This window comes from Paenarthrobacter aurescens (assembly GCF_025421775.1).
Classification (GTDB): Bacteria; Actinomycetota; Actinomycetes; order Actinomycetales; family Micrococcaceae; genus Arthrobacter; species Arthrobacter aurescens_B.
This window is the reverse complement of the sequence record NZ_JAOEFX010000001.1, coordinates 206,377-230,342: the sequence shown is the minus strand read 5'-3', so window position 1 is coordinate 230,342 and position 23,966 is coordinate 206,377. Positions and strand designations below refer to the sequence as shown.

At 60.7% G+C, this 23,966-nt stretch carries 21 protein-coding genes; 10 read left to right on the top strand and 11 right to left on the bottom strand.

Annotated elements, in window-relative coordinates:
- The first annotated feature begins 23 nt into the window (after window positions 1-23).
- From ctaE to qcrB, 4 genes are all read left to right on the top strand, one after another.
- Window positions 24-662 (top strand): aa3-type cytochrome oxidase subunit III, encoded by a 639-nt coding sequence (gene ctaE / locus N7568_RS01120; RefSeq protein ID WP_261608079.1) that lies wholly within the window; start codon window positions 24-26, stop codon window positions 660-662.
- Window positions 663-750: 88 nt separating this feature from the next.
- Window positions 751-1,539 (top strand): cytochrome bc1 complex diheme cytochrome c subunit, encoded by a 789-nt coding sequence (gene qcrC, locus N7568_RS01115; RefSeq protein ID WP_261608078.1) that lies wholly within the window; start codon window positions 751-753, stop codon window positions 1,537-1,539.
- Between the two features lie 95 nt (window positions 1,540-1,634).
- Window positions 1,635-2,705 carry a cytochrome bc1 complex Rieske iron-sulfur subunit gene (gene qcrA / locus N7568_RS01110; protein ID WP_261608077.1) on the top strand — a complete coding sequence of 357 codons (1,071 nt, stop codon included), beginning with the start codon at window positions 1,635-1,637 and terminating at the stop codon, window positions 2,703-2,705.
- On the top strand, window positions 2,683-4,356 hold the full coding sequence (gene qcrB / locus N7568_RS01105; protein ID WP_261608076.1) for a cytochrome bc1 complex cytochrome b subunit: 1,674 nt from the start codon (window positions 2,683-2,685) through the stop codon (window positions 4,354-4,356). Before qcrA ends, qcrB begins: the two co-directional genes overlap by 23 nt.
- Before the next feature lie 109 nt (window positions 4,357-4,465).
- Here the strand turns inward: qcrB and N7568_RS01100 are convergent, their stop codons facing one another.
- Entirely contained in the window at window positions 4,466-5,254 is a 789-nt protein-coding gene (locus N7568_RS01100) for a GntR family transcriptional regulator (RefSeq protein ID WP_261608075.1), read from the bottom strand.
- Window positions 5,255-5,410: 156 nt separating this feature from the next.
- On the opposite strand from N7568_RS01100, the gene N7568_RS01095 reads away from it, so the two are divergent.
- Window positions 5,411-5,704, top strand: a complete 294-nt coding sequence (locus tag N7568_RS01095) for an HPr family phosphocarrier protein (RefSeq protein WP_261608074.1) — start codon at window positions 5,411-5,413, stop codon at window positions 5,702-5,704.
- Between the two features lie 121 nt (window positions 5,705-5,825).
- Here the strand turns inward: N7568_RS01095 and N7568_RS01090 are convergent, their stop codons facing one another.
- The 5 genes from N7568_RS01090 to N7568_RS01070 form a co-directional block, all read right to left on the bottom strand.
- On the bottom strand, window positions 5,826-6,227 hold the full coding sequence (locus N7568_RS01090; RefSeq protein WP_231342844.1) for a cytochrome c oxidase subunit 4: 402 nt from the start codon (window positions 6,225-6,227) through the stop codon (window positions 5,826-5,828).
- Window positions 6,224-7,945: an aa3-type cytochrome oxidase subunit I gene (ctaD, locus tag N7568_RS01085; protein ID WP_261608073.1), complete on the bottom strand. Its 1,722-nt coding sequence runs from the start codon at window positions 7,943-7,945 to the stop codon at window positions 6,224-6,226. Before ctaD ends, N7568_RS01090 begins: the two co-directional genes overlap by 4 nt.
- Before the next feature lie 10 nt (window positions 7,946-7,955).
- Window positions 7,956-8,828 (bottom strand): aa3-type cytochrome oxidase subunit II, encoded by an 873-nt coding sequence (gene ctaC, locus N7568_RS01080; RefSeq protein ID WP_089595186.1) that lies wholly within the window; start codon window positions 8,826-8,828, stop codon window positions 7,956-7,958.
- 183 nt (window positions 8,829-9,011) lie between these two features.
- On the bottom strand, window positions 9,012-9,401 hold the full coding sequence (locus N7568_RS01075; protein ID WP_261608072.1) for a HesB/IscA family protein: 390 nt from the start codon (window positions 9,399-9,401) through the stop codon (window positions 9,012-9,014).
- 163 nt (window positions 9,402-9,564) lie between these two features.
- Window positions 9,565-10,998: a dipeptidase gene (locus N7568_RS01070; RefSeq protein WP_261608071.1), complete on the bottom strand. Its 1,434-nt coding sequence runs from the start codon at window positions 10,996-10,998 to the stop codon at window positions 9,565-9,567.
- A 116-nt stretch (window positions 10,999-11,114) separates the two neighbouring features.
- On the opposite strand from N7568_RS01070, the gene N7568_RS01065 reads away from it, so the two are divergent.
- Window positions 11,115-11,708: a DUF3043 domain-containing protein gene (locus tag N7568_RS01065; RefSeq protein ID WP_261608070.1), complete on the top strand. Its 594-nt coding sequence runs from the start codon at window positions 11,115-11,117 to the stop codon at window positions 11,706-11,708.
- 68 nt (window positions 11,709-11,776) lie between these two features.
- Here the strand turns inward: N7568_RS01065 and N7568_RS01060 are convergent, their stop codons facing one another.
- The gene (locus N7568_RS01060) at window positions 11,777-12,856 is read right to left on the bottom strand and encodes a quinone-dependent dihydroorotate dehydrogenase (RefSeq protein WP_261608069.1); all 1,080 of its coding nucleotides are present in this window, start codon (window positions 12,854-12,856) and stop codon (window positions 11,777-11,779) included.
- A gap of 68 nt (window positions 12,857-12,924) precedes the next feature.
- Between N7568_RS01060 and N7568_RS01055 the strand changes: the two genes are divergently transcribed.
- From N7568_RS01055 to N7568_RS01045, 3 genes are read left to right on the top strand one after another with little or no spacing between them, the layout of a single operon-like run.
- On the top strand, window positions 12,925-14,607 hold the full coding sequence (locus N7568_RS01055; protein ID WP_261608068.1) for an FAD-binding dehydrogenase: 1,683 nt from the start codon (window positions 12,925-12,927) through the stop codon (window positions 14,605-14,607).
- A 9-nt stretch (window positions 14,608-14,616) separates the two neighbouring features.
- Complete coding sequence (locus N7568_RS01050; protein ID WP_261608067.1) at window positions 14,617-15,642, top strand: alpha/beta hydrolase; 1,026 nt, start codon at window positions 14,617-14,619, stop codon at window positions 15,640-15,642.
- Window positions 15,639-16,712: an alpha/beta hydrolase gene (locus N7568_RS01045; protein WP_261608066.1), complete on the top strand. Its 1,074-nt coding sequence runs from the start codon at window positions 15,639-15,641 to the stop codon at window positions 16,710-16,712. Before N7568_RS01050 ends, N7568_RS01045 begins: the two co-directional genes overlap by 4 nt.
- A 15-nt stretch (window positions 16,713-16,727) precedes the next feature.
- On the opposite strand, the gene N7568_RS01040 is transcribed toward N7568_RS01045, so the two are convergent.
- The 3 genes from N7568_RS01040 to leuA form a co-directional block, all read right to left on the bottom strand.
- Entirely contained in the window at window positions 16,728-17,552 is an 825-nt protein-coding gene (locus N7568_RS01040) for an isoprenyl transferase (RefSeq protein ID WP_261608065.1), read from the bottom strand.
- 2 nt (window positions 17,553-17,554) lie between these two features.
- Window positions 17,555-18,307: a DNA repair protein RecO gene (gene recO, locus N7568_RS01035; RefSeq protein ID WP_261608064.1), complete on the bottom strand. Its 753-nt coding sequence runs from the start codon at window positions 18,305-18,307 to the stop codon at window positions 17,555-17,557.
- Window positions 18,308-18,394: 87 nt separating this feature from the next.
- A complete protein-coding gene (gene leuA / locus N7568_RS01030; RefSeq protein WP_261608063.1) occupies window positions 18,395-20,134 on the bottom strand; it encodes a 2-isopropylmalate synthase in 1,740 nt (579 codons plus the stop codon).
- Between the two features lie 249 nt (window positions 20,135-20,383).
- Between leuA and N7568_RS01025 the strand changes: the two genes are divergently transcribed.
- Window positions 20,384-22,336 carry a M13 family metallopeptidase gene (locus N7568_RS01025; RefSeq protein ID WP_261608062.1) on the top strand — a complete coding sequence of 651 codons (1,953 nt, stop codon included), beginning with the start codon at window positions 20,384-20,386 and terminating at the stop codon, window positions 22,334-22,336.
- A 68-nt stretch (window positions 22,337-22,404) separates the two neighbouring features.
- On the opposite strand, the gene N7568_RS01020 is transcribed toward N7568_RS01025, so the two are convergent.
- Entirely contained in the window at window positions 22,405-23,964 is a 1,560-nt protein-coding gene (locus N7568_RS01020) for an LCP family protein (protein ID WP_261608061.1), read from the bottom strand.
- Window positions 23,965-23,966: the final 2 nt, after the last annotated feature.

Here is a 23,966-nt window from a genome sequence, read left to right as displayed (position 1 = left end):
ACTTTTACAGACATAATGTCCTTGTGACATCTGCGACCCATGCCCCCAGTACCCCGGCGCACCCGACGCTGAACCGCCCCAACCTGGTTTCTGTTGGAACCGTTGTTTGGCTGTCCAGTGAGTTGATGTTCTTCGCCGGTCTCTTTGCCATGTACTTCACCCTGCGCTCCACATCAGGTTTGATGTGGGCCGAGGAGACAGCCAAGCTCAACTTCCCGTTTGCGCTCGTCAACACCATCGTCCTTGTGGCAAGTTCCTTTACTTGCCAGATGGGCGTTTTTGCCGCCGAGCGGCTCGAGCCGCGCCGCACGGGCGGGCTGCTGCAGTTCACCCGATGGGGCATGACCGAATGGTTCACCCTCACGTTCGTCATGGGTGCCTTCTTCGTAGCCGGCCAGACCACGGAATACGCCATGCTCGTTTCAGAGCACGTGTCCCTGTCGTCCAACGCTTACGGCTCTGCCTTCTACATGACAACGGGCTTCCACGGCCTGCACGTCATCGGTGGCCTCATCGCGTTCCTGTTCATCATCGGCCGCGCATTTGCAGCCAAGAAGTTCGGACACTTTGAAGCGACGTCGGCAATCGTCACCTCGTACTACTGGCACTTCGTTGACGTTGTGTGGATCGGCCTCTTCCTGGTCATCTACGTCCTCAAGTAAGCCCGGCTTTGACTCTTTTTCTACAAGAGGCAGAATTTCAAGAAGCGGCTCACGGAGCCGACGCAGGATCGAATAAAGGAACCACCACGTGAAGGCACTATCGCAGAAGCGACGTCACCCACTGGCAGCCATTGCGCTGTTGCTGATGGGCCTCCTCCTCACTGGTGGGCTTTACGCCGTCGCCACAACTGTCAACCAGGCCAAGGCCGACACCACAAGCTTCAGTGCAAGTGACGTAGAGGAAGGCGGCAAGCTCTTTGCCGCCAACTGCGCCACCTGCCACGGCATGGGTGCCAGCGGAACCCAGGACGGCCCCTCGCTGGTCGGCGTGGGTGCTGCAGCAGTTGACTTCCAGGTTGGTACCGGTCGTATGCCCATGCAGATGAGCGGCCCGCAGGCCCAGAAGAAGCCCGCCCAGTTCAACGAGGAGCAGACCAAGCAGCTCTCTGCTTACGTTGCATCCCTTGGCGCAGGACCGGCCATTCCAGAGGAACACCTCCTCGACGGAAAGGGTGACGCAGCCAACGGTGGCGAACTCTTCCGAGTCAACTGCGCCATGTGCCACAACGCTGCCGCTGCTGGTGGCGCCCTGACCCGCGGTAAGTTTGCCCCCGCGCTGGCAGGAGTGAGCGCTGAGCACATCTACGAGGCCATGGCTACTGGTCCCCAGAACATGCCTGTCTTCAACGATTCCAACATCACCCCTGAAGACAAGCGCGACATCATCACCTTCCTGAAGACCATCGAGGCTGACGGTTCACCCGGCGGTGCCGACCTTGGCTCGCTTGGCCCGGTGTCTGAAGGTCTCTTCGTGTGGGTTGCCGGCTTGGGAGTCATCATCGCATTCACGATCTGGTTGACGTCCCGTACGTCCTAGACCGGACACAACAAACTTCTGCTGCACGTTCAGCAGTTTGAAACTGAAAATAACTCGGCCCCGGCCGAGACAACGAGAGAAGGATGAGGCGAATTATGGGCAACCATAGTGACGGCAGTCCGAACCACTCGGGCACCGTAGCTACGGCTGGTCAGAATGAGGTGGAGAAGTTCCAGGACCCTGGACTTCCTCCGCATCGTTTGCGCCTGGCTGACACGGACCCGGTAGCCGCGAAGCGAGCCGAACGTCAGGTAGCCATTCTGTTTGGCACCTCCGTCATCGGCACGCTGGTCTTCCTGGTGGCGTACTTTGCCATCGACCTTGGCGAAGATTCCACCATTGCGACCATCCGCACCCAGAACCTTCTTCTGGGTCTCGGTACGGCATTCGCAATGCTTGGCATCGGCACCGGCATCGTGCATTGGGCCAAGGCCCTGATGCCCGACCACGAAGTGTCTGAAGAGCGCCACGCTATCCGTACCGAAGAGGATCGCCAGGCAGCAGTCCGCATCGTCGACGACATCGTCGAGGAGACCGGCATCAAGCGCCGCCCGCTGATCCGCAACACCCTTCTTGGTGCCGTTGCGCTTGCGCCCTTGCCGGCTCTCGCCATCTTCGGTGACTTGGGCCCGCGTCCGGATGATGCACTGGCACACACCATGTGGGCTCCAGAAGGCGGCAAGCTTAAGCGCCTGACCCGCGACCCTGATGGCACCCCCATCAAGGCCTCGGATGTCACCATCGGTTCGGCCTTCCACGTCATTCCCGAAGGTCTCAACGAGCTCCACGAAGGCAAGCTGAACGAAAAGGCAAAAGCCGTCGTTCTGCTGATGCGCCTCGATCCGAACTCATTGAATCCCTCCGAGGGCCGTGAAAACTGGAGCTACAACGGCATCGTTGCTTACTCCAAGATCTGCACGCACGTCGGTTGCCCCGTTGCCCTTTACGAGCAGCAGACGCACCACCTCCTGTGCCCGTGCCACCAGTCCACGTTTGACCTCACGCAGGAATGCAAGGTCATCTTCGGACCGGCAAGCCGTCCGCTCCCCCAGCTGCCGATTGCAGTTGACGCAGAGGGCTACCTCGTCGCCACCAGCGACTTCAGAGAACCTGTAGGACCGAGTTACTGGGAGCGTGACGAGCATGAGCGCCTCATCAACAGCTGAAGCCCCCTTCGTTCCGAAGACAAAAGTTGGTAGTTTCACCAACTTCGTGGACGAGCGTGTTGGCGGCTCCGGCATCCTGCGTGAGTTCGGCCGGAAGGTCTTCCCCGACCACTGGTCATTCATGTTCGGTGAGGTGGCGCTGTACTCCTTCGTCATCTTGCTGATGTCGGGTACATTCCTGACCTTCTTCTTCGATCCGTCCATGGCGGAAACCCACTACCAGGGTTCATACACACCGCTGTACAACGTCGAAATGTCCGTCGCTTACAGCTCGTCACTGAACATCTCGTTTGACGTCCGCGGCGGCCTGTTCATGCGCCAGGTACACCACTGGGCAGCCCTGCTGTTCGTGGCGTCACTGGGTGTCCACATGCTGCGCGTGTTCTTCACGGGTGCTTTCCGCAAGCCCCGTGAAATGAACTGGGTAGTGGGCGGCGTCCTGCTTATCCTCGCCATGGCAGCCGGCTTCACCGGTTACTCCCTCCCCGATGACCTTCTCTCCGGCAACGGCCTGCGAATCATCGACGGTGTGATCAAGTCAATCCCGGTCATCGGAACATACACTTCGTTCTTCCTCTTCGGAGGTGAGTTCCCGGGTACAGCCATCATCGGCCGCCTGTATGTCCTGCACATCCTGCTTGTTCCGGCCCTCATCCTGCTGATGATCGTTATCCACCTCTTCATGGTGGTCGTGCACAAGCACACCCAGTACCCCGGTCCCGGACGCAACGACGGCAACGTCGTCGGCTACCCGCTTGGCCCGGTTTACGCTGCCAAGGCCGGTGGATTCTTCTTCATCGTCTTCGGCGTCCTGGCGCTCATGGCGGCCGCGTTCACGATCAACCCGATCTGGAACTATGGTCCCTACGACCCCTCCCCGGTTTCGGCCGGTACCCAGCCTGACTGGTACATCGGGTTCGTGGATGGCGCATTGCGACTCATGCCGGGTGTCATCAACGACTTCCACTTCGAATGGGTCATCTTCGGACGTACCCTGACCCTGAACGTGCTGCTTCCGGCACTTGTACCCGCTGGAATCATCTTTACGGTCTTGTTCATGTACCCGTGGATTGAACGCTGGATCACCAAGGACAACCGTGAACACCACGTCCTTGACCGTCCACGCAACGCTCCTACCCGCACCGCCATCGGCGTTGCAGGCTTCACCTGGTATTGCGTGATGTGGGCAGCAGCTGGCTCCGACCTTATTGCAACGCACTTCCACGTGTCCCTGAACGATGTGACGTACTGGCTCCGGACCCTGTTCTTCATCGGCCCGGTCATCGCCTTCATCGTGACCAAACGCATCGCACTGGCACTCCAGCGCAAGGACCGCGAAATCGCCCTGCACGGACGCGAGACGGGCCGCATTGTGCGACTCCCGCACGGTGAGTTCATCGAAGTCCACGCTCCCCTGGACGAGTACAAGCGCTACAAGCTCGTTGGCTTCGAGTCACCGGCTCCCCTGCCGGCTGAACCGAACGAACATGGCGTAGTCACCCGCAAGGAAAAGCGCCGCGCGGCACTTTCCAAGTGGTTCTTCGAGGATCGTGTTGCCCCGGCAACCCCTGCTGAACTCGAAGCAGCCCACGCTCATGGCCACCACGAGGCCATCGCTGCTGGCGAAGACCAGAAGAGCCTGAGCCACTAGCGGCTTAGCAAGCAATAAGGAAGGGCCCGGTCCATTGGACCGGGCCCTTCCTTATTGCGTTTTCTTTTCGTAGGGGGCATCCACCAAGCAGAGGCTGTTCGCGTTCCAACTACTGGGTGCGGTATCCGGACGAATAGTTCCGGGTGGGACGAACGCCGGGTCGCTGCAGAGGGACCCACAATTTGTACCGGTCGGCCCGGTAGTAAGAGACGGAGTAGTCCACCATCGCCCTGGCAACGAAGGCATGGCGCTGGATCTTAAGCAATGGTGCACCGACGTCCACGTTGAGGAGCCTGGCGGTGGAGGGGGATGCCGCAGTGGCTTCAATCATGTCCTCGCCCCACTCCATGACCAGACCAAAGCGTTCGCTCAAGACGTTGTAGAGAGAGGTTGGAGGCGCCTCATCGAGCAAGCCTGGAACACGATGCGCAGGAATGAAGTTCTCATCCACGCTCATTGGTTCATTGTCAGCCAGCAACAACCGCCTGAACCGAACCAAGGGCGTACCCTCCTCCAGCTGCAGTTCCCGTGCAAGGAACGCGCTGGCAGCGATCTGTTCGAAGCTGAGTACCTTTGCGGCAGGAACCATGCCTCGGCGCTGCATCTCTTCGCTGTAGGAGGTGAGTTTCACTTGGAGATCCAGCTTGGGCTTCCTGACGAATGTGCCAAGCCCAACTACGCGCTCGATAACCTCTTCGCCTACCAAGGCATCAATGGCCTGCCGCACGGTCATACGCGCGAGCCCGAACCGCTCCGACAGATCCCGCTCAGATGGAAGAGCAGACCCTGGTGGGCAGGATTGGGCGATGAATGCCCGCAGGATTTCACGAAGCTGAACGTAAATCGGAGTGGCGCTGGCGCGGTCAATTTCGCCGGCAATGCTTGCTGCCTCAGGCACGGCAGATGTCCAGCAGGTGAGTCATGATTCAAGGATAATTCAGGAACGCTACAGGTCTAGACCACTGAACGACCGAAATGGAGCGGGCGGTCCGCGGCGGCTAGGCTTGTATGGTTCATTTTTTGACGGAGGATCCGTCGTAGCAAAGGAGTTGGGTTGCCAAAGCAGAGGGCTTTCGTCGCCGCCGACATCGGACTGCATGCACGGGCAGCCGCAGTGTTCGTCCGTGCTGTTACCGAAACTGGTTTGCCGGTCACCATCCGTAAACAGCACGGTCAGCCTGTAGATGCCCGCTCGCTGTTGGAAGTCATGACCGAAGATTTTGGCCACGGTTGTGAAGTATTGCTGGAGGTGTCACCGAACGCGCTGAGCGGCGATCAGAGCATTCCCACCGTCGAGGATGCCCTTGCACGTCTCTCGGCTGTCCTTGAGGCCACGGAGGCCCGCTGAGAGGTATACCTGCAGAAAGCCGCCACGGTAGGCAACGTTCCAAGTGTCACCCTGGAGATCACGTTCTTAAACACGATGGGCCCCACCAAAAAGGTGGGGCCCATCGTCTTGTTGCTAAAGGCTAGTGCGCGTGGTCGCCACGGCTGTACTCAAACACCCAGCCAACCAAGGCCACAAGGGCGAGGCCACCAGCGACGTACGTCACCCAGAAGCCGATCGCGAGGCCGAGGAAACCACCGGCACATGCCAGGCCGAGAACCAGGGGCCACCAGCTCCAGGGGCTAAAGTGGCCCTGCTCGCCTGCACCCTCATGAACCTCAGCATCCGGGCGGTCCTCGGGACGCAGACCGATTCTCTTACCAGTGAACCCGAGGTAGGCACCGATCATGCCGGCGAGACCGCCGACCAGCAAGATGCCCAGGACACCGACCCACTCAGACCATTCGGTCAGGAAACCATAGGCGATGGCTACGGGGACGAAGAAGAAGACTCCGGCTCCGAAGAGCCACGATTCAATTTTCATTTGTTGACGTCCCTTTGGTCGGCGTTACCCAAAACGGCTGCTGCGGGCGACGGGGCCTCGGCGGTGTGAACCTGGGCCAGCTCCGGGTGGTGCAGGTCCAGCGCCGGGCGCTCGGATCGGATGCGGGGCAAGGAGGTGAAGTTGTGGCGCGGCGGCGGGCAGGAAGTTGCCCACTCCAGCGATGCACCGAAGCCCCACGGGTCATCAACTTCAACCTTCTTGTTGCTCCGCCAGGTGATGTACACATTCCAGAAGAACGGCAGCAGCGAAGCGCCCAGAACGAACGAGGAGATGGTGGAGAACTGGTTCATCCACGTGAAGTTGTCCTGCGGCATGTAGTCCGCGTAGCGACGCGGCATACCTTCAACACCCAGCCAGTGCTGGATCAGGAATGTGCCGTGGAAGCCCAGGAAGAGGAGCCAGAAGTGAATCTTGCCGAGCCGCTCGTTGAGCATCTTGCCGGTCCACTTGGGCCACCAGAAGTAGAACCCTGCGAACATCGCAAACACCACGGTACCGAACACCACGTAGTGGAAGTGGGCGACCACGAAGTAGGAGTCCGAGACGTGGAAGTCCAGCGGAGGGGAAGCCAGGATGATGCCCGTAAGGCCACCGAAGAGGAACGTCACCAGGAAGCCGATGCTCCACAGCATGGGCGTCTCGAAGGTGATGGAACCCTGCCAGAGCGTTCCGATCCAGTTGAAGAACTTCACACCAGTGGGTACGGCGATCAGCATCGTCATGAATGCGAAGAACGGCAGCAGAACCGAACCAGTTACGTACATGTGGTGCGCCCACACTGTGACGGACAACGCGGCGATGGCGATGGTTGCGTAGACAAGACCCTTGTAGCCGAAGATCGGCTTGCGGCTGAAGACGGGGAAGATCTCGGAAACGATGCCGAAGAACGGCAGCGCAATGATGTACACCTCAGGGTGCCCGAAGAACCAGAACAGGTGCTGCCACAGGACCGCGCCGCCGTTTTCGGGATCGAAGATGTGGGCGCCGAAACGGCGGTCGGCACCAAGTGCGAACAGAGCTGCTGCCAGCGGCGGGAAGGCCATCAGGACCAGGATTGCCGTAACGAGCGTGTTCCAGGTGAAGATCGGCATGCGCCACATGGTCATGCCGGGGGCACGCATGCAGATGATGGTGGTGATGAAGTTGACGGCACCAAGAATGGTTCCGAAGCCCGAGAGCGCAAGGCCAAACACCCACAGGTCACCACCGACGCCGGGACTGAACGTGGTGTTCGACAAGGGAGCGTAGGCGAACCAGCCGAAGGACGCAGCACCCTGAGGGGTGATGAAGCCGGAGACGGCAATGGTGGAGCCGAACAGGAAGAACCAGAAAGCCAGTGCGTTCAGACGCGGGAAGGCGACGTCGGGAGCGCCAATCTGCAGCGGCATGATCACGTTGGCGAAGCCGGCAAAGAGAGGAGTTGCAAACATCAGGAGCATCACGGTGCCGTGCATCGTGAACATCTGGTTGTACTGCTCTTTGGTCTGCAGGATCTGCATTCCGGGTTCGAACAGTTCGGCGCGGATCAACAGCGCCATGACTCCACCGAGGCAGAAGAACACGAAGGATGCAATCAGGTACATGTACCCGATGGTCTTGTGGTCGGTGGAGGTGATCCAGTTGACGACGATGCGTCCCTTGGATTTAGGAACTACGGGAGCTTCTAGGACCCCCGCGGATTGAGTGTACGTAGCCACGTCGCTCCCCTTACTTGGTTTCGTTCAGGTTCGGGTTGCGGTCGTATTCCGCACCGAGGAGGCCCGTGTTGCCTTCCTGGCGAAGCTTGTCCATGTGTGCCTGGAATTCAGACTCAGAGACAACCTTGACGCGGAAAAGCATTTCGGAGTGGTATTCACCGCAGAGTTCGGCACACTTACCGTCGAAGGTGCCCTCCTTGGTGGGGGTGAACCTGATGTAGTTCGTCTTGCCAGGGATCATGTCGCGCTTCTGGAGGAAGGCGGGAACCCAGAATGAGTGAATGACGTCACGGGAGTTCAGTTCCAGGTCCACTGACTTGCCAACGGGCAAGTAGAGAGTGGGAAGAAGTTCCTTGTTGACCTCGTTGCCGGTCAGGTGTGCCTGAACGCCGGCCTCGTGGAGGTCCTCGTTGATGACCTCACCCTTTTTGTAGTTGAAGTCCCAGGCCCACTGCTTGCCGCGGACGTCAACAACGACGTCGGCAGGCTGCGAGCGGTCATCGATCGCACGCTGATCCTGGTCGGTGAAGTAGAAGAACACCAGCACCATGAACAGCGGGATGGTCAAGTAGAAGACCTCGAGCGGCAGGTTGTAGCTGAGCTGCTTGGGGAATCCCGTGGTGCCCTTGCGGCGACGGTAAGCGATGATGCACCAGACCAGAAGGCCCCACGTGATAATACCGACTGCCAAGGCGGCGATCCATGAGTTGACCCAGAGGTCCATGATCCGGTCAGTGTGGTTGGTCGTGCCGCGCTCTGTAGGCAGCCAACCCTTCTCTACCTCTGGTGAACATCCGGTCAAAACCAACGCGCCGGCTAGTGCCAAGCCAGTGATCGATGTGATCTTTATGCGTCGGCTGCCGGTTCGGTTCTGCGAACTCACAGACGGCCCTTCCTCTTGTTGCTGTCTCCCGGCAGGCCGAAGGCTCACCGGGCACACTAAAAGTTTTACTACCCGATGTAGAGCTTACCGCTATCGCGCGGTTTTCGCGCACATGTCAGCGCCGTGGCTCCGAACGGTTTAAAACCCGTCCAAAGCGGCGCCGACATGCGGCGATGGCTCACATCAGTGGAACGAATCGCCGCAGGCGCAAGACCCGCCGGCGTTCGGGTTGTCGATGGTGAAGCCCTGCTTCGAGATGGTGTCTTCGAAGTCGATGCTGGCGCCGCTGAGGTAGGGAACGCTCATCTTGTCTACGACGACCTCAACGCCGTCGTAGTCACGCACAGCATCTCCGTCAAGCAGTCGCTCATCGAAATAAAGCTGGTAGATCAGACCGGAGCAGCCTCCAGGCTGGACTGCAACGCGCAGCCGAAGGTCGGTGCGCCCTTCCTGTTCGAGGAGGCTGCGGACCTTGCCTGCGGCCACGTCGGTCAGATCGACCTCGTGCGTGGGCAGTTCGTCGTTGGTGACGAGCTGTGCTCCGGTGCTGTTTTCGTTGGTTGCAGTGCTCATTGGCCTACCTTCTTATGAAGCTCCTGGCGGCGGCGCCGGAACGCTGCCTGCCCTTACCCAATTACGTACGGGTTATAGCTAATGCTACGTCGCGCAGACGCTTAGCTATAACTCCTGACGTAACCACAGACAGCATTTGGTTGTTCCCGGCGCGCCCTGGAGCTTAGCCCGCCAGTCCTTCGGCATTGAGTCTGGCCAGCATCAGCGCCTCAGCCAACACCGCGTGCCGGAAGTCTTCAATGTGCAAAGATTCGTTGGCGCTGTGCGCGCGGGAATCGGGGTCCTCCACGCCGGTCACCAGGATCTGGACATCCGGGTACATCTCCAGGAGGTCTGCGATGAACGGAATGGAACCACCGATACCCATTTCCACGGGCTGGACTCCCCATGACTCCCCCAACGCCCAGAGGGCAAGCCGCGCGGCAGCGGAGGACGTATAGGTGGAGAAGGCGTTGCCCCTCTCCCCCGGCGTAAAGGTCACCTTGGCACCGAAGGGCGCATGTGACTCAACATGCTGCTTCAGGGCCTCCATTGCTGCTTCGGGGTCCTGCCCCGGCGCCAACCGCATGCTGAACTTGGCGCGGGCAGCCGGAATAAGGGTATTGGAGGCGACGTCAACTGCCGGGACGTCCATCCCAATGATGGACAGGGCCGGCTTGGTCCACAGACGTGAACCGATTGTCCCGCTTCCGGCGAGCTTCACGCCGTCGAGCACTGACGCGTCGGCGCGGTAGTCCTCTTCGGCCAGGTCCACAGCTACTTCGTCCCTGGCTACCAGGCCGGCAACCGCCACGTTGCCGTCATCGTCGTGCAGAGTCGCAATGAGCCGCGACAAAAGTGTTGGGGCATCCAGTACCGGTCCGCCGAACATGCCCGAGTGGACTGCGTGTTCCAGAACGCGGACTTCGAAAGTACCGTCCACCAAGCCACGGAGGCTGGTGGTCAGGGCGGGAACGCCTACTTTCCAGTTGCTTGAGTCTGCCACCACAATGACGTCGGACCGCAAGAGCTCCTGGTGCTCTTCGAGGAATGTCCGGAACGTGGGCGATCCTGCTTCTTCCTCACCCTCGAAAAAGAACGTCACGCCGAGGCCGAACTCCTCACCAAGAACCTTGGTGGCGGCACTGTAGGCAGCAAGGTGCGCCATAATGCCTGCCTTGTCATCCGCTGCGCCGCGGCCGTACAGCCTGCCCCCGCGCTCCTCGGCGACAAAGGGTTCCGAGTTCCAGAGGCTCTTGTCCCCCGGCGGCTGAACATCGTGGTGCGCGTACAGAAGGATGGTTGGCTTGCCGTCGGCCGCGGCACGGCGCGCGACGACGGCAGGTCCACCCGGGGTACCGTCCGCTTTGTTGCACCGCAGAATCCGGACTTCTTCCATGCCGGCGGCCTTGACCAACGAAGCAACTGCCTCAGCGCTGCGATCAAGTTCGCCCGGATCAAAACTTGGCCAGGCAATACCCGGAACGGACACGAGTTCCTTAAGGGAGGCCATGGTGCTTTCGAAGGATTCATTGACCGCTTCGGTCAGGGCCTCCACGGGGGTTTCGCCGGAGTGCCGTTGCTTGTTCTGCGGGATCTCCGCATGTGCTGAAGTCATGGCCATACTTTACCGCCGGGGATTCCCGGGCCAGGGCAGGCACGGCCTGGGCCCGATCGGGCCCAGGCAACCGGACACGTAACGTGCGCCACCTTCGTGAGGGGTATTCTGTATGGGTGTTCGGACGCAAAAAGGAAGAGCCCAGCGCTCAATCAGTAGTAGACCAGGCCTACGCCACCGCCCCGGAGCCGGGTGCCGGCAAGGGCGCCCCTACGCCCAAGCGGAAGGACCAGGAAGCAGCCCGCAAGCGCCCCTTGGTTCCCAACGACCGTAAAGCATCCAAGGCAGCCGAAAGAGTGGCTATCCAGGACCAGCGGCAGAAAATGCGGCAGGCACTGGATACGGGAGATGAGAAATTCCTCCCCCTCCGTGACAAGGGCCCCCAGAAGCGGTACACGCGGGACTATGTCGACGCCCGCTTCAGCCTCGGTGAATACCTCATGTTCGGCGCCTTGCTGTTCGTAGTGATCTCCCTGATCATTCCGCCCACGAGCGCCGGTATCAGCTACGTGCTGGTGGGATTCTGGATCATGTTCCTGGCCGTCTTCGTGGACGTCTTCATCCTGTCCCGCAAGCTTCGAAAGCGCCTCACGGAAAAGTTCGGAGAGGTGGAACGCGGTTCTGTCTGGTACGGCTGCATGCGCGCCCTCCAGTTCCGCAAGCTCCGCCTCCCCAAGCCGCAGGTCAAGCGCGGGCAGTACCCGGCGTAGGCGCCCAAACCTTCAAATACAAGAAAACCCCGGACCACTGGTCCGGGGTTTTCTTCGTCATTGAGCGACTAGCGCCCAGCCTTCTTGCGGAGCCTTACAAGACCCTTGTTGATGCGGGATGCCCAGAACGGCCCCTCATAGAGAAATGCCGTGTATCCCTGCACCAGTGTTGCGCCGGCATCCAAACGGTCCTGGACATCTGATGCAGCCTCGACGCCACCGACAGCAACGAGCACCAGCTCGTCACCGACAGCCGCCTTCAGTCTCCGCAGTACCTCCAGGGAGCGTTGCTTCAGGGGCGCCCCTGACAACCCACCTGCGCCCAGCGATTCGACCTTCGCAGCGTCGGAGACGAGTCCATCACGGGAAATCGTGGTGTTGGTGGCAATGATGCCATCAAGTTTAAGGTCCAGAGCGAGTCGCGCGACGTCGTCGATGTCCTCGTTGGTCAAGTCCGGTGCAATCTTGACCAGCAGGGGAACGTGCCTGCCAGCGGCCTCATCAGCGGCGTCGCCTACTGCCCGCAACAGTGGACGAAGTGTTTCCACGTTCTGCAGCAAGCGAAGCCCTGGCGTGTTGGGAGAGCTGACGTTTACCACCAGGTAATCAGCTGCAGGGGCCAGGCTGCGTGCGCTGACCAGGTAATCGTCCGTGGCTTCGTCAAGCTCCACCACTTTGGTCTTGCCGATGTTCACACCGATGATTGGCCGGACGTCTGGGTGTACTTTTTGCAGGGCGGCCCGGGCAGACTTAAGCCTCGGCGCGACCGCTGAAGCGCCGTCGTTATTGAATCCCATCCGATTGATGACCGCGCGGTCCTCGATCAAGCGGAACAACCTGGGCTTCTCATTGCCTGGCTGCGCCTGGCCCGTGATGGTCCCCACTTCCACATGGCCGAAACCAAGCTCAGTCAAGGCCTCGATGCCGTGGCCTTCCTTGTCGAAACCTGCCGCCAGGCCAAAAGGTGACGGAAACGTCAAGCCCAGCGCCTCAGTGCGAAGCGAGGCGTCAGGAGCTGTCAGGCGGGCAAGGATCCTCCCGGCGCCCGAACGGTGGGCCGCCCTGATTCCCTGGAAGCCGATCTTATGTGCCTTCTCAGCGTCCATCCAGGAGAAGGCCAGCTTGAAGAATGTGGGGTAAACACGCATGATCCTAGTTTTCCGGTTTACGGACAACACACCAAACCCGTGACCACGGATGCCGCTAGCATGTACGCATGCCCGGGGAAAATAGTGACGCAAATCATGGAAGCTACAGGATCACTGCCGACGTGGTGGTGGTCGGAGCAGGGTTGTCCGGGCTGGTTGCCGCCGCCACTGCCTATGCCGCGGGGAGGACGGTGGCCGTTCTGGATCAGGAGCCTGGGGCCTCCGTGGGTGGACAGGCGCATTGGTCATTTGGCGGTCTTTTCATGGTCAACACACCGGAGCAACGGCGCCTCGGTGTGAAAGACAGCGTTGATCTTGCCCTGTCCGACTGGATGGCCTCGGCCGCCTTCGACCGACCGGATGACCGGGCTGCCTTGGAATGGGCAGAGGCCTACGTCGACTTCGCCGCCGGCGAGAAACGCGCGTGGCTGAAGAGCCTCGGAGTTGGCGTCTTCCCGTTGGTGCAATGGGCTGAACGCGGCGGCTATGGACCTCAAGGGCACGGCAACACCGTGCCACGATTCCACGTCACCTGGGGAACGGGACCAGCGCTGGTGAAGCCCTTCCTCGCCAAAGTATTGGAAGGCGTGGGCGCCGGCAGGGTCAGCCTGCACTTCAGGCACCGGGCCCAATCACTGACGACGACGGCGGGCAGGATCGCAGGCGTGTCGGGTGAGGTTCTTGAACCGTCGACGGCAGTGCGGGGCCAGGCTTCCGCGCGTGTCGCCGTCGGCGGTTTCGAAGCCACAGCAGGCGCTGTTGTGGTGACGACCGGCGGCATCGGCGGCAATCACTCGTCCGTCCGCCGCCAATGGCCCGGCAGCAACGCACCCGACCACATGCTTTCCGGCGTTCCAGCTTCCGTTGACGGCGAATTTCTACCTGTCGTGGAAAGCGCTGGAGCTGCCTTGGTCAACGACGACCGCATGTGGCACTATCCCGAAGGCATCCACAACTACGATCCTGTGTGGCCGAACCACGGCATCCGCATCCTGCCGGGCCCATCTTCCCTATGGCTCGATGCCGAAGGCCGACAGTTGCCCGCGCCCCTGTTCCCCGGCTTTGACTCGCTGGGAGCACTACGCCACATTGCCGGAACAGGACATGGCTATTCGTGGTTTGTCCTCAACCGCACCATAGCGCTCAAGGAGCTCGCTCTCTCCGGATCCGAACAGAACCCCGATCTCACGGATAAGGATGTCCGGCTTCTTGCCTCACGCTTGCGCCCCGGAAGCGATACCCCTATCCAGCGTTTCCTGGACCGGGGTCCCGATTTTCTCCAGGCGTCCTCGCCGTCGGAACTCGCGTCCCGGATGAACCAACTCGCAGGCAACTCCCTGATTGACGCCGCCGCACTTGACTCACTCGTGAGGGCACGGGACCGCCAGGTGGCCAGCGGCCTGGGCAAGGACCCGCAGCTTGCGGCGATCAGGGCTGCCCGTAGATTCGCTACGGACAAGCTGATGCGGGTAGCTCCCCCACACCGCTTGACCGATCCAGCCCACGGACCGCTGATTGCCATCCGGCTCTCCGTGCTGACGCGAAAAAGTCTGGGAGGCCTTAAGACGGATCTGCGCTCCAGGGTCCTGGACAACGAAGGAACAGCCATCCCCGGGCTCTACGGCGCCGGCGAAGCAGCCGGATTTGGTGGAGGCGGCATCCACGGATACCGGGCATTGGAGGGGACATTCCTGGGCGGGTGCCTCTTCACCGGCAGGGCAGCGGGCCGGGACGCCGCTGCCACTGTCTAAGCTGAAGCCATGGAATGGTCGGCTGACATCCTGGGAGAAGACTTCCAATCCTGTGGCCTTGACGCCACAGGGACAGACGGTGTGATCCGCCACGCCACCCTGATTCGACACCGCTCGGAACAAGAAAACCAACCCGCCGATGACGGGCGTGCCACACGCAAGCAGCACGGCGCAGTACTTTTTCTTCACGGGTGGAGCGACTACTTCTTCAACACTGAACTGGCCACGTTCTGGGCGAGGCAAGGATACGACTTCTACGCCCTTGACATGCACAACCACGGCAGGAACCTGCAGCCAGACACGCCCGGGGGTTATGTAGCCAAGCTGACAGACTACGACGCCGAAATTGACCGGGCCATAGAGCTCATCCAGCAAGATCGGGCCGGGTCCCCCACGGGAAGCCTGACACTGATGGGGCATTCCACCGGAGGACTGGTTGCGGCGCTATGGGCGAGTCATCATCCAGGAGTGATCCAGTACCTTGTCCTCAACAGCCCTTGGCTCGAAATGCACGGCAATTCACTGGTCCGGAGAGCTGCCCAAGCCATGGTGGCCCCCCTCGCAAAGCTTCGACCGGAGACTGTGCTGAGGTTGCCGGAGCGTGGATTCTATTTCCGTAGCATCAGCAGTTCCGCAGAAGGGGAATGGCTGCTGGACGAGAACTACCGGCCCCCTCTGGCGTTTCCGGTCCGGGCAGGCTGGCTAAGCGCCGTATTCGCAGGCCATTCGCAGGTGGCACGGGGGTTGAAGCTGGAAATACCGGTCCTGGTGCTCACCTCATCTGCAAGTGCCAATGGCATGGTGTGGCAGGAGTCCATGCGACGATCGGATGCTGTGCTTGACGTAGGTGTCATCGCGTTGCGGGCCATGGCGTTGGGCCGGACCGTGACCTTGGAACGCATCGACGGGGGGCTTCACGACGTCTTCCTTTCGGCACCGGCGGTACGGAAGGATGCCTACGCACGGCTGGCCCGATGGATCAACGGGTTCATGAACAGCGACTTGCCGGAGGAACGGCAGGAAGGGGACAAATGACCACCACGGAAGAGTCCGTATCGTTGTGGAAACGCGATTTCCTTGGCCACGGCTACGAATGCATGGACCTGCCCCTCAGGCCCGATGAGGAAGGTCCCGTCAAAGCCACGCTCGTCAGGCATGCCCCTCCCTCGGAACACGCGGCCCCGCAAGGAATCCTGGATTTCCTCGCATCCTTTACCAGGCGCAAGCGCCGGGCGGCCCCGGCAGATCCAACCGGGGCACCACGAGTGGTCCTCTACCTGCACGGGTGGGCCGATTACTTCCTGCAGACCGAGTTGGCAGAGTACCTCACGGCGTCGGGCTTTCACTTCTACGCGCTGGACCTCCGGAAATTCGGCCGCAGTCTGCTGCCCGGACAAACACCGGGGTACACATCCGACCTCGGCGTTTACGACGAAGACCTGGAGGCCGCGTTCACGGTCATCGAACGCGATGTGGCATCGCGAACTGCGAACAGCACTCCCCCCACCATCCACATGCTGGGCCATTCCCTCGGCGGCTTGATCGCTGCGCTCTGGGCGGACCGCAACCCCGGCAGGCTTGGCACGCTGGTTCTGAATTCGCCCTGGCTGGAGCTGCAGGGCAGCAGTCTCGTCCGCAGCATTGCCATGCACTTGGTGGAGCCCTTTGCCCGTACTGACCCCAAGCGACCGTTCCGCTTTCCGGAGATGCCCGCCTACTGGGAGAGCGTCAGCAACGAAGCACATGGCGAGTGGATCCTCGATCCGGTCTGGCGACCGCGGGCTTCCTTCCCTATCCGTGCAGGATGGACGAAGGCAGTGCTGGCCGGTCACGCCGCAGTGGAGCGAAAGCTCAACATCGACTCCCCTGTTTTGGTTCTTCTGTCGGGGAGAACCAGGATCCAAGCTGAATGGACGGCAGACCTCATGCGGGCGGATGCTGTCATTGACGTTGAAGAAACGTCTCGTCGGGCCCTTGGCCTTGCCCGGCGCACGGCCGTGTTCCGGTATCCGGGGGCCTTGCACGATGTCTTTCTCTCCAGGCGTACCGTCCGACAACAGGCTTACCGTGACGTCGCCGTGTGGCTGGCCGCCTATCCTTATTGATTCAGCACGGGCATGCTAATTGCCTGCGGGTGCAGCGTCAACGGCCCCGCCGTAGCGCCTGTCGCGCTTGGCGTAGATCTCCACGGCATCCCAAAGGGTCCGCCGATCTACATCCGGCCACAGAGTGTCCATGAAGACGAACTCCGCATAGGCCGATTGCCACAAAAGGAAATTGGAGAGCCGCTGCTCCCCCGAGCTTCGCAGGAAGAGGTCAACGTCCGGGAGGTCGGGCTCATCGAGGTACTTCTGGATGGTCTTCTCGGAAACCGATCCAGGCTTCAACCGTCCTTCGGCGACGTCGCGCGCAATGGCCGAAACGGCATCGGCAATCTCAGCGCGGCCGCCGTAATTAACACACATGGTCAACGTGCAGGTGTCGTTGGCACGGGTGTACTCCTCTGCCTCTTCCAACTCCCTGATGACCGAACCCCACAAACGGGGGCGGCGACCAGCCCAGCGGATACGGACACCCCATTCGTCGAGCTGGTTGCGCTGCCGTCGTAGTACATCCTTGTTAAATCCCATGAGGAACCGGACTTCCTCGGGCGAACGCCGCCAATTCTCTGTTGAGAATGCGTAAACGCTGACGTACTTAATGCCGAGCTCGATGGCCCCCGCCATGACATCCAGCAACGCAGGCTCGCCGGCCTTGTGCCCCTCGACGCGGGGCAGTCCACGTTGATTTGCCCAGCGCCCGTTACCGTCCATGACGATCGCCACGTGCTGCGGGATTAGTTCACTTGGAATACGCGGCGGCACCGCGCCGGATGGATGACCGTAAGGGGCAACCACAGGCCCCGTCCTTGCCGCTGTTGATTTACTTTTCTTTCCAAGTCCCACTGTCAGCTTCGCTCCACGTGTTTGAGTGATTTCAATGCCCGTTCAAGGTGCCACTGAAGGTAGCTGGCCACAAGCCCCGCCGCCTCCCGCCGATGCCGCGGGTCAGAAGCATCCGCAACGCCCCAGTTTCCTGTCAGGAGGGCGCCCAACAGCACTACAGTCTCTGGTGCCGGGGCAGGTGAACCCGGGGGCCTGCAGTCACTGCAAACCATTCCACCGACCGGTGCGGCAAAGGCGGTGTGTGGACCAGGACGGCCGCAGCGGGCGCAATCGGTGAAACTCGGGGCCCAGCCGCCTGTAGCCAACGCGCGCAGCAGATAGGAGTCCAGGATGAGCTCAGGTGGGTGGTCCGAACGGCTAAGGGCAGCCAAGGCTCCAACCAGCAGATTGTATTGGGCGGTGCCGGATTCGGTATCGGCGTCCGTTAGTTTCTCTGCGGTCTCAGTCATGGCCGCCGCCACTGTGAACCGCCCATAATCGGCAGCGATGCTGCTGCCATAGGCGCCCTTGGCTACCGCCTGGGTCACGATGTCGAGCGTCCGCCCGGAAACCAGCTGCAAATCCGCCACCATGAACGGTTCCAGGCGCGCCCCAAAACGGCTGCTGGTCCTACGCACGCCCTTGGCCACAGCACGGACTTGCCCATGGTGTTTGGTCAATAAGGTGATGATCCGATCCGCCTCGCCCAGCTTGTGGGTGCGGAGCACCACGGCATCGTCCCTATAGGACCGTGCTGCAAACGATGGATTGGCCACAACTAATCTTCGCACTATGCCTGGACCGGCCGGTGACAGCAAGACCGTGTGGTGACGGTATTTCCCGTCACCACACGGCGCAGGCTCCTAGGCCCGGGAGTCCCGCACGGCCCGGTTCACCGCGGAAATCAAAGCCTTGAGGGATGAAGTGGTGGTGCTGGGATCAATGCCGACACCCCATAGGACCCGCTCCCCAACGGCACACTCAACATATGCCGCCGCACTGGCGCTGCCGCCTTCGGACAGGGCGTGTTCGCTGTAGTCGAGTACACGAACGTCAACGCCGTCATGGTGCAAAATATCCAGCAGCGCAGCGATGGGACCGTTGCCATGGCCGGTCCGGCGCACCTCCACACCATCGATCCGCAGATTCGCGTTCATGGTCATAGCTCCGGATTCATCGGTTTCCGTGCTCACGCTGCCCAAAGCGTAGCGGCCCCACTGTGCCTGTTCCTCGTCGGAGGGCAGATACTCGTCCTGGAAGACCTGCCACAACTGAGCACCGCTCACCTCGCCGCCCACGGCATCGGTTCGGCGCTGGATGACTCCGGAGAACTCAATCTGGGCCCGGCGGGGCAGGTCCAGGTTGTGCTCGTTCTTCAACAGGTAGGCGACGCCTCCCTTGCCGGATTGCGAGTTGACGCGAATGACGGCTTCATAACTGCGGCCCAGGTCCTTCGGATCAACGGGCAGGTACGGAACCTGCCACGTGAAGTCGTCCACCGTCTTGCCAGCTGCGGCGGCGTCCTTCTCCAGTGCCTCAAACCCCTTCTTGATGGCGTCCTGGTGTGAACCGGAGAAGGCCGTGAAGACGAGGTCACCACCATAAGGTGAACGCTCCGGGACCGGCAGCTGGTTGCAGTACTCCACCGTGCGGCGGACTTCATCGATATCGGAGAAGTCGATCATCGGGTCCACGCCCTGCACGAACATGTTCAGGCCCAGTGTCACCAGATCCACGTTTCCGGTTCGCTCGCCGTTGCCGAACAAGCAGCCTTCGATGCGGTCTGCGCCGGCCAGATAGCCGAGCTCGGCAGCAGCCACACCCGTCCCGCGGTCGTTGTGCGGGTGCAGGGAAATGATGATGCCCTCGCGGGGGTGCAGGTTCCGGTGCATCCACTCGATGGAGTCTGCGTAAACGTTCGGGGTTGCCATTTCCACAGTGGCCGGCAGGTTGATGATGACCTGGTTGTCGGCGGAAGCCTCAAAAACGTCGGCAATCGCGTTGCAGACCCGCGCAGCGTACTCGAGCTCGGTTCCCGTGAAGGACTCCGGTGAGTATTCATAGGTGATGTGCGTGTCTTCCAGCGTCTCTTCGTACTTCTTGCACAGCCGGGCACCCTGCAAGGCAATATCCAGAATGCCGTCTTCATCCTGGTTGAACACGACACGCCGCTGGAGCACCGATGTGGAGTTGTACAAGTGAACGATGGCCTGCTTGGCACCAACCAAGGACTCGTAGGTCCTTTCGATCAAGTGCTCACGCGCCTGGGTCAGAACCTGGATGCTGACGTCGTCCGGTATATGGCCACCCTCAATGAGCTGGCGGACGAAATCGAAGTCGGTCTGCGACGCCGAAGGGAATCCAACCTCGATTTCCTTGTAACCCATCTTGACCAGCAGCTGGAACATCTTCAGCTTGCGCGCAGGACTCATAGGGTCAATCAGCGCCTGGTTGCCATCGCGCAGGTCTACGGCGCACCAACGCGGGGCTTTGGTGATGACCTTGTCCGGCCAAGTGCGGTCCGGAACCTCGACAGTTATCTGGTCCTGGAACGGCAGGTAGCGGTGAATCGGCATACCGGAGGGCTTTTGTGCATTACGCATGACGTGTGGCCTTTTCTCTAAGAACTAAGTGAAAGCTTAGCCGGACACAACGGAACTCCGCGGCGAGGATGGCCCAGCGTCAGATAGCTTTCAGGCCTCGCCGCGGCAGCTAAGAAGAAGCATTGCCGTACGCACAAATTCACACTAACACGATGCGTATGATGACAGTGCAACACCTCATGCAACGTCCACTATGCAGACGCCGCGACGGTGGAAACGCCGGCTGCAGTGTCCACACAAGGAGCCACAGTGCCACAGTCGGGGATCACTCTTTCCAACATCGATCACAGCGTCCGGCCCCAGGACGACCTCTACCAACACGTCAACGGCGCGTGGCTCAACAGCACAACAATCCCCAACGACCGGCCACTGGAAGGCACTTTCACCGCACTGCGGGATGGCGCCGAATTGGCCGTCAAGGCGATTATTGAGGAAGCTGCCGGAAAGGGAGAGTCAGCGACCGGCGTCGAACAGCAGGTTGGCGGCCTTTACGCGAGTTTCATGGACGAGGCGGCAGCGGAGGAAAAAGGGCTCGATCCCGTGCGCGGTCGTCTGGACGAGGTTCGGGCGGTGGGTTCGGCTCATGAGTTGGCCGCGCTGATCGGCCGCTTGTTCCGGTCCGATGTCTCGGGGCTCTTCTCCATCTACCCGGCTCCGGATGCCGGCAACCCCGAACGGATCCTCCTGTACATCGGACAAGGAGGCCTGGGACTGCCCGATGAGTCCTATTACCGGGACGGGAAGTTTGCCCCGATAGTGGTGTCATACGGCGATTACATTGCCAGGCTTTTCGAACTCGCGGGCATCCCCGATGCCCAAGCCGCCTCAACCCGTGTCGTCGCACTCGAAACCGCTTTGGCATCGCACCACTGGGACAACGTCACGTTGCGCGATCCCCAGAAGACCTACAACCTCAAGACCGCAGATGAAGCAGAGACGCTTTTCCCGCTCTTGGGCACCTGGTTCGACGCCGCGCGGGTTGACGCAGCCAAGCGGAATGAGATCGTGGTCAGCACTCCGGATTTCTTTGCAGGAGCGGCGGGCCTGCTGGAATCCGAGCCTCTTGACACCTGGAAGGAGTGGCTGACTCTCAGGGTCCTCAGTTCAGCTGCCCCATACCTGTCATCCGAGTTCGTGAACACCAACTTCGACTTCTACGGCACCAAGCTGAGCGGCACACCGCAAAACAAGGAGCGCTGGAAGCGCGGCGTTGCCGTCGTCGAAGCTGCGCTTGGCGAAGCTGTGGGCCAAATCTATGTGGAACGTCATTTCCCCGCTGGTCACAAAGCCAGGATGGAGACCCTCGTCGCCAACCTGATTGAGGCTTACCGTGACAGCATCTCCTCCCTTGAGTGGATGGGCGAGGAAACCAAGAAGGAAGCGCTCAAGAAGCTGGAAGCGTTCCGCCCGAAGATCGGTTTCCCCGAGAAGTGGATTGACTACTCCGCCGTGGAAATCGATCCAACGGACCTCTTGGGCAATGTGGAACGTGCCCACGACGCTGATGTTGACCGTCATTTGGACGAGATCGGGAAGCCCGTTGACCTCACCAAATGGCTCATGACACCGCAGACGGTCAACGCCTACTACCATCCGATGTTGAACGAGATCGTCTTTCCCGCCGCTATCCTTCAGCCGCCCTTCTTCAACGCTGATGCGGATGACGCCGTGAACTATGGAGGAATCGGTGCTGTGATCGGACACGAGATCGGTCACGGCTTCGATGACCAGGGATCCCAGTTTGATGGCAGCGGCGCGCTGCGGAACTGGTGGACAGAAGAAGACCGTGCCTCGTTCGAAATACTCACGGCCAAGTTGGTGGCCCAGTACGATGCTCTCTCCCCGTATGCTGCACCGGATCATAAGGTCAATGGCAAACTGACCTTGGGCGAAAACATTGGCGACCTCGGAGGCCTCACTATTGCCTACAAGGCCTACCTCCTCAGCCTCGGCGGAGCCGAGCCCGAGGTGATCGATGGTTTCACCGGGCAGCAACGCTTCTTCATGTCGTGGGCAGCAGGCTGGCGTCAGGTGATCCGTACCGAGGAAGCCATCCGCCGGTTGGCCACGGATCCGCATTCCCCCAACGAGTTCCGCACCAATGCCATTGCCCGGAACCTCGATGCCTTCCATGAAGCATTCGAGGTCGGTCCGAACGATGGGATGTGGATGGAGTCCGGAGACCGCGTGAGCATCTGGTAGGACAGGTATGAAAGAGGCCGGGCCACTTGGCCCGGCCTCTTTCATGCTCCATTGACTTGTGGGATCGGTTATTGATCGATGTACAGCGGATTGACCTGCTGGCAAACGGCGTCGCTGGCTGTTTGGTTCACCACGTCCGATGGAACCGACGCTGCCCCATAGGCAGTACCCGTCCCGAAGTCCGTACCAATGTAAAGCTGGACTCCCGCAACTCCTGGCGCCTCTTGCACCTGGGCAGCCGGGATTCCGTACAGCGTGGCCACGTCAGCCGCCACATCCGCAAAGCCAGCGCCGTAGTAGAGCACTGTCTGGTCCACGGGGTTCGCCAGATATGAAACGGCCTGCGTAAAGCCGTTGCCCGTCAGCACAGCCATGATCTCCTGGGCCCTGGTGGCAATCCCACTGCCATTTGCCACGGCAACCGGCTGGATGGCTTTGTTATAGGCCGGCACGGCTGGGGTTGTGGCCGTGGGCTGGGGCGCAGGACTCTCGGTCGACGATGGTGTGGACGTCGCGCCGGGGTTGGTCAGATCAAGGTCGGCGCGCAAGGCCGCGAAGAGTTGGGACGCCTGCGGCTCGATGAGCTCCAGCCTGTTGGGATCAATGGCAGCCGCCTGCGTGGGCACCGCGACGAACGCGACCTTGGAGACATCAATGTCCTTCAGCCGCCCACCGATGGTCAACAACGACGGTACGGACGCCAGTCCCTCATCAACAGTGAGGTTCTGTGTGACGACATCCGCAATCTGGAGCAACCTCTGAGGGTTTCCCAACGTACCCTCGTCCTTGAGCTTTCGCGTCAGCGAAGAGAGGAACGCCTGCTGGCCCTTGATACGGCCAAGGTCTCCACCGTCGCCGAATGCGTGCCTTGTCCGCAGGAAGGCAAGTGCTTGCTCGCCTTCAACAAGTGAGTCACCTTTGGGCAGTCGAAGGCGGGAATCAGGATCAAAGACGGGATCACTGACGCACACATTGACGCCGCCTATCGCTTTGGATAACTCCTTGACCGCGTTGAAGTCCGCCATCATGAAATGGTCGATCTCCAGACCCGTAAGCTTATTGATGGTGTCTACCGCGCAGCCGATCCCGGCTTCCGCCATGGCCTCGTTGATCATCACGCTGCTGCGGGCGGGAAACGTCTGGTTGTTGGTACGGTCGGTGCACTGCGGTACATCCACCAACAAGTCCCGAGGGAAGCTCATGACGCTGACGCGCTTGTTGTCCGCCGAAATGTCCAGCAACATCATGACGTCGGAGTGACCATAGCCCGTGGAGTCCTCGGTGCTGCCGTACTCGGAGTTCTTCCCATCACGGGTGTCAGAACCAAGAATAAGGATCTGCAGGCGGTCCGACTTGTCGTTGGCCAATGCTTCACCGCTATCCCGACTTTCTCCGGCACTCAATGGTGCCTTGGTGATATTGTTCTGCAGCCGAATGAACCAGAAGGCCGCAAAGGCCACACCGGCAACCAAGGTCACGGACAACACGCCAGTAACAATCTTCAGCCAGAGCGGGAGCCCCTTGGGCGCCTTCATGTGGCGAGGGGTGCCGTCGGCAACCTCCCCATGGCGTGCCGCAACGGAGCCTGCGGTGCCGGTGCCCTGGGGCCGGGCGTCACGACGTCGCACTA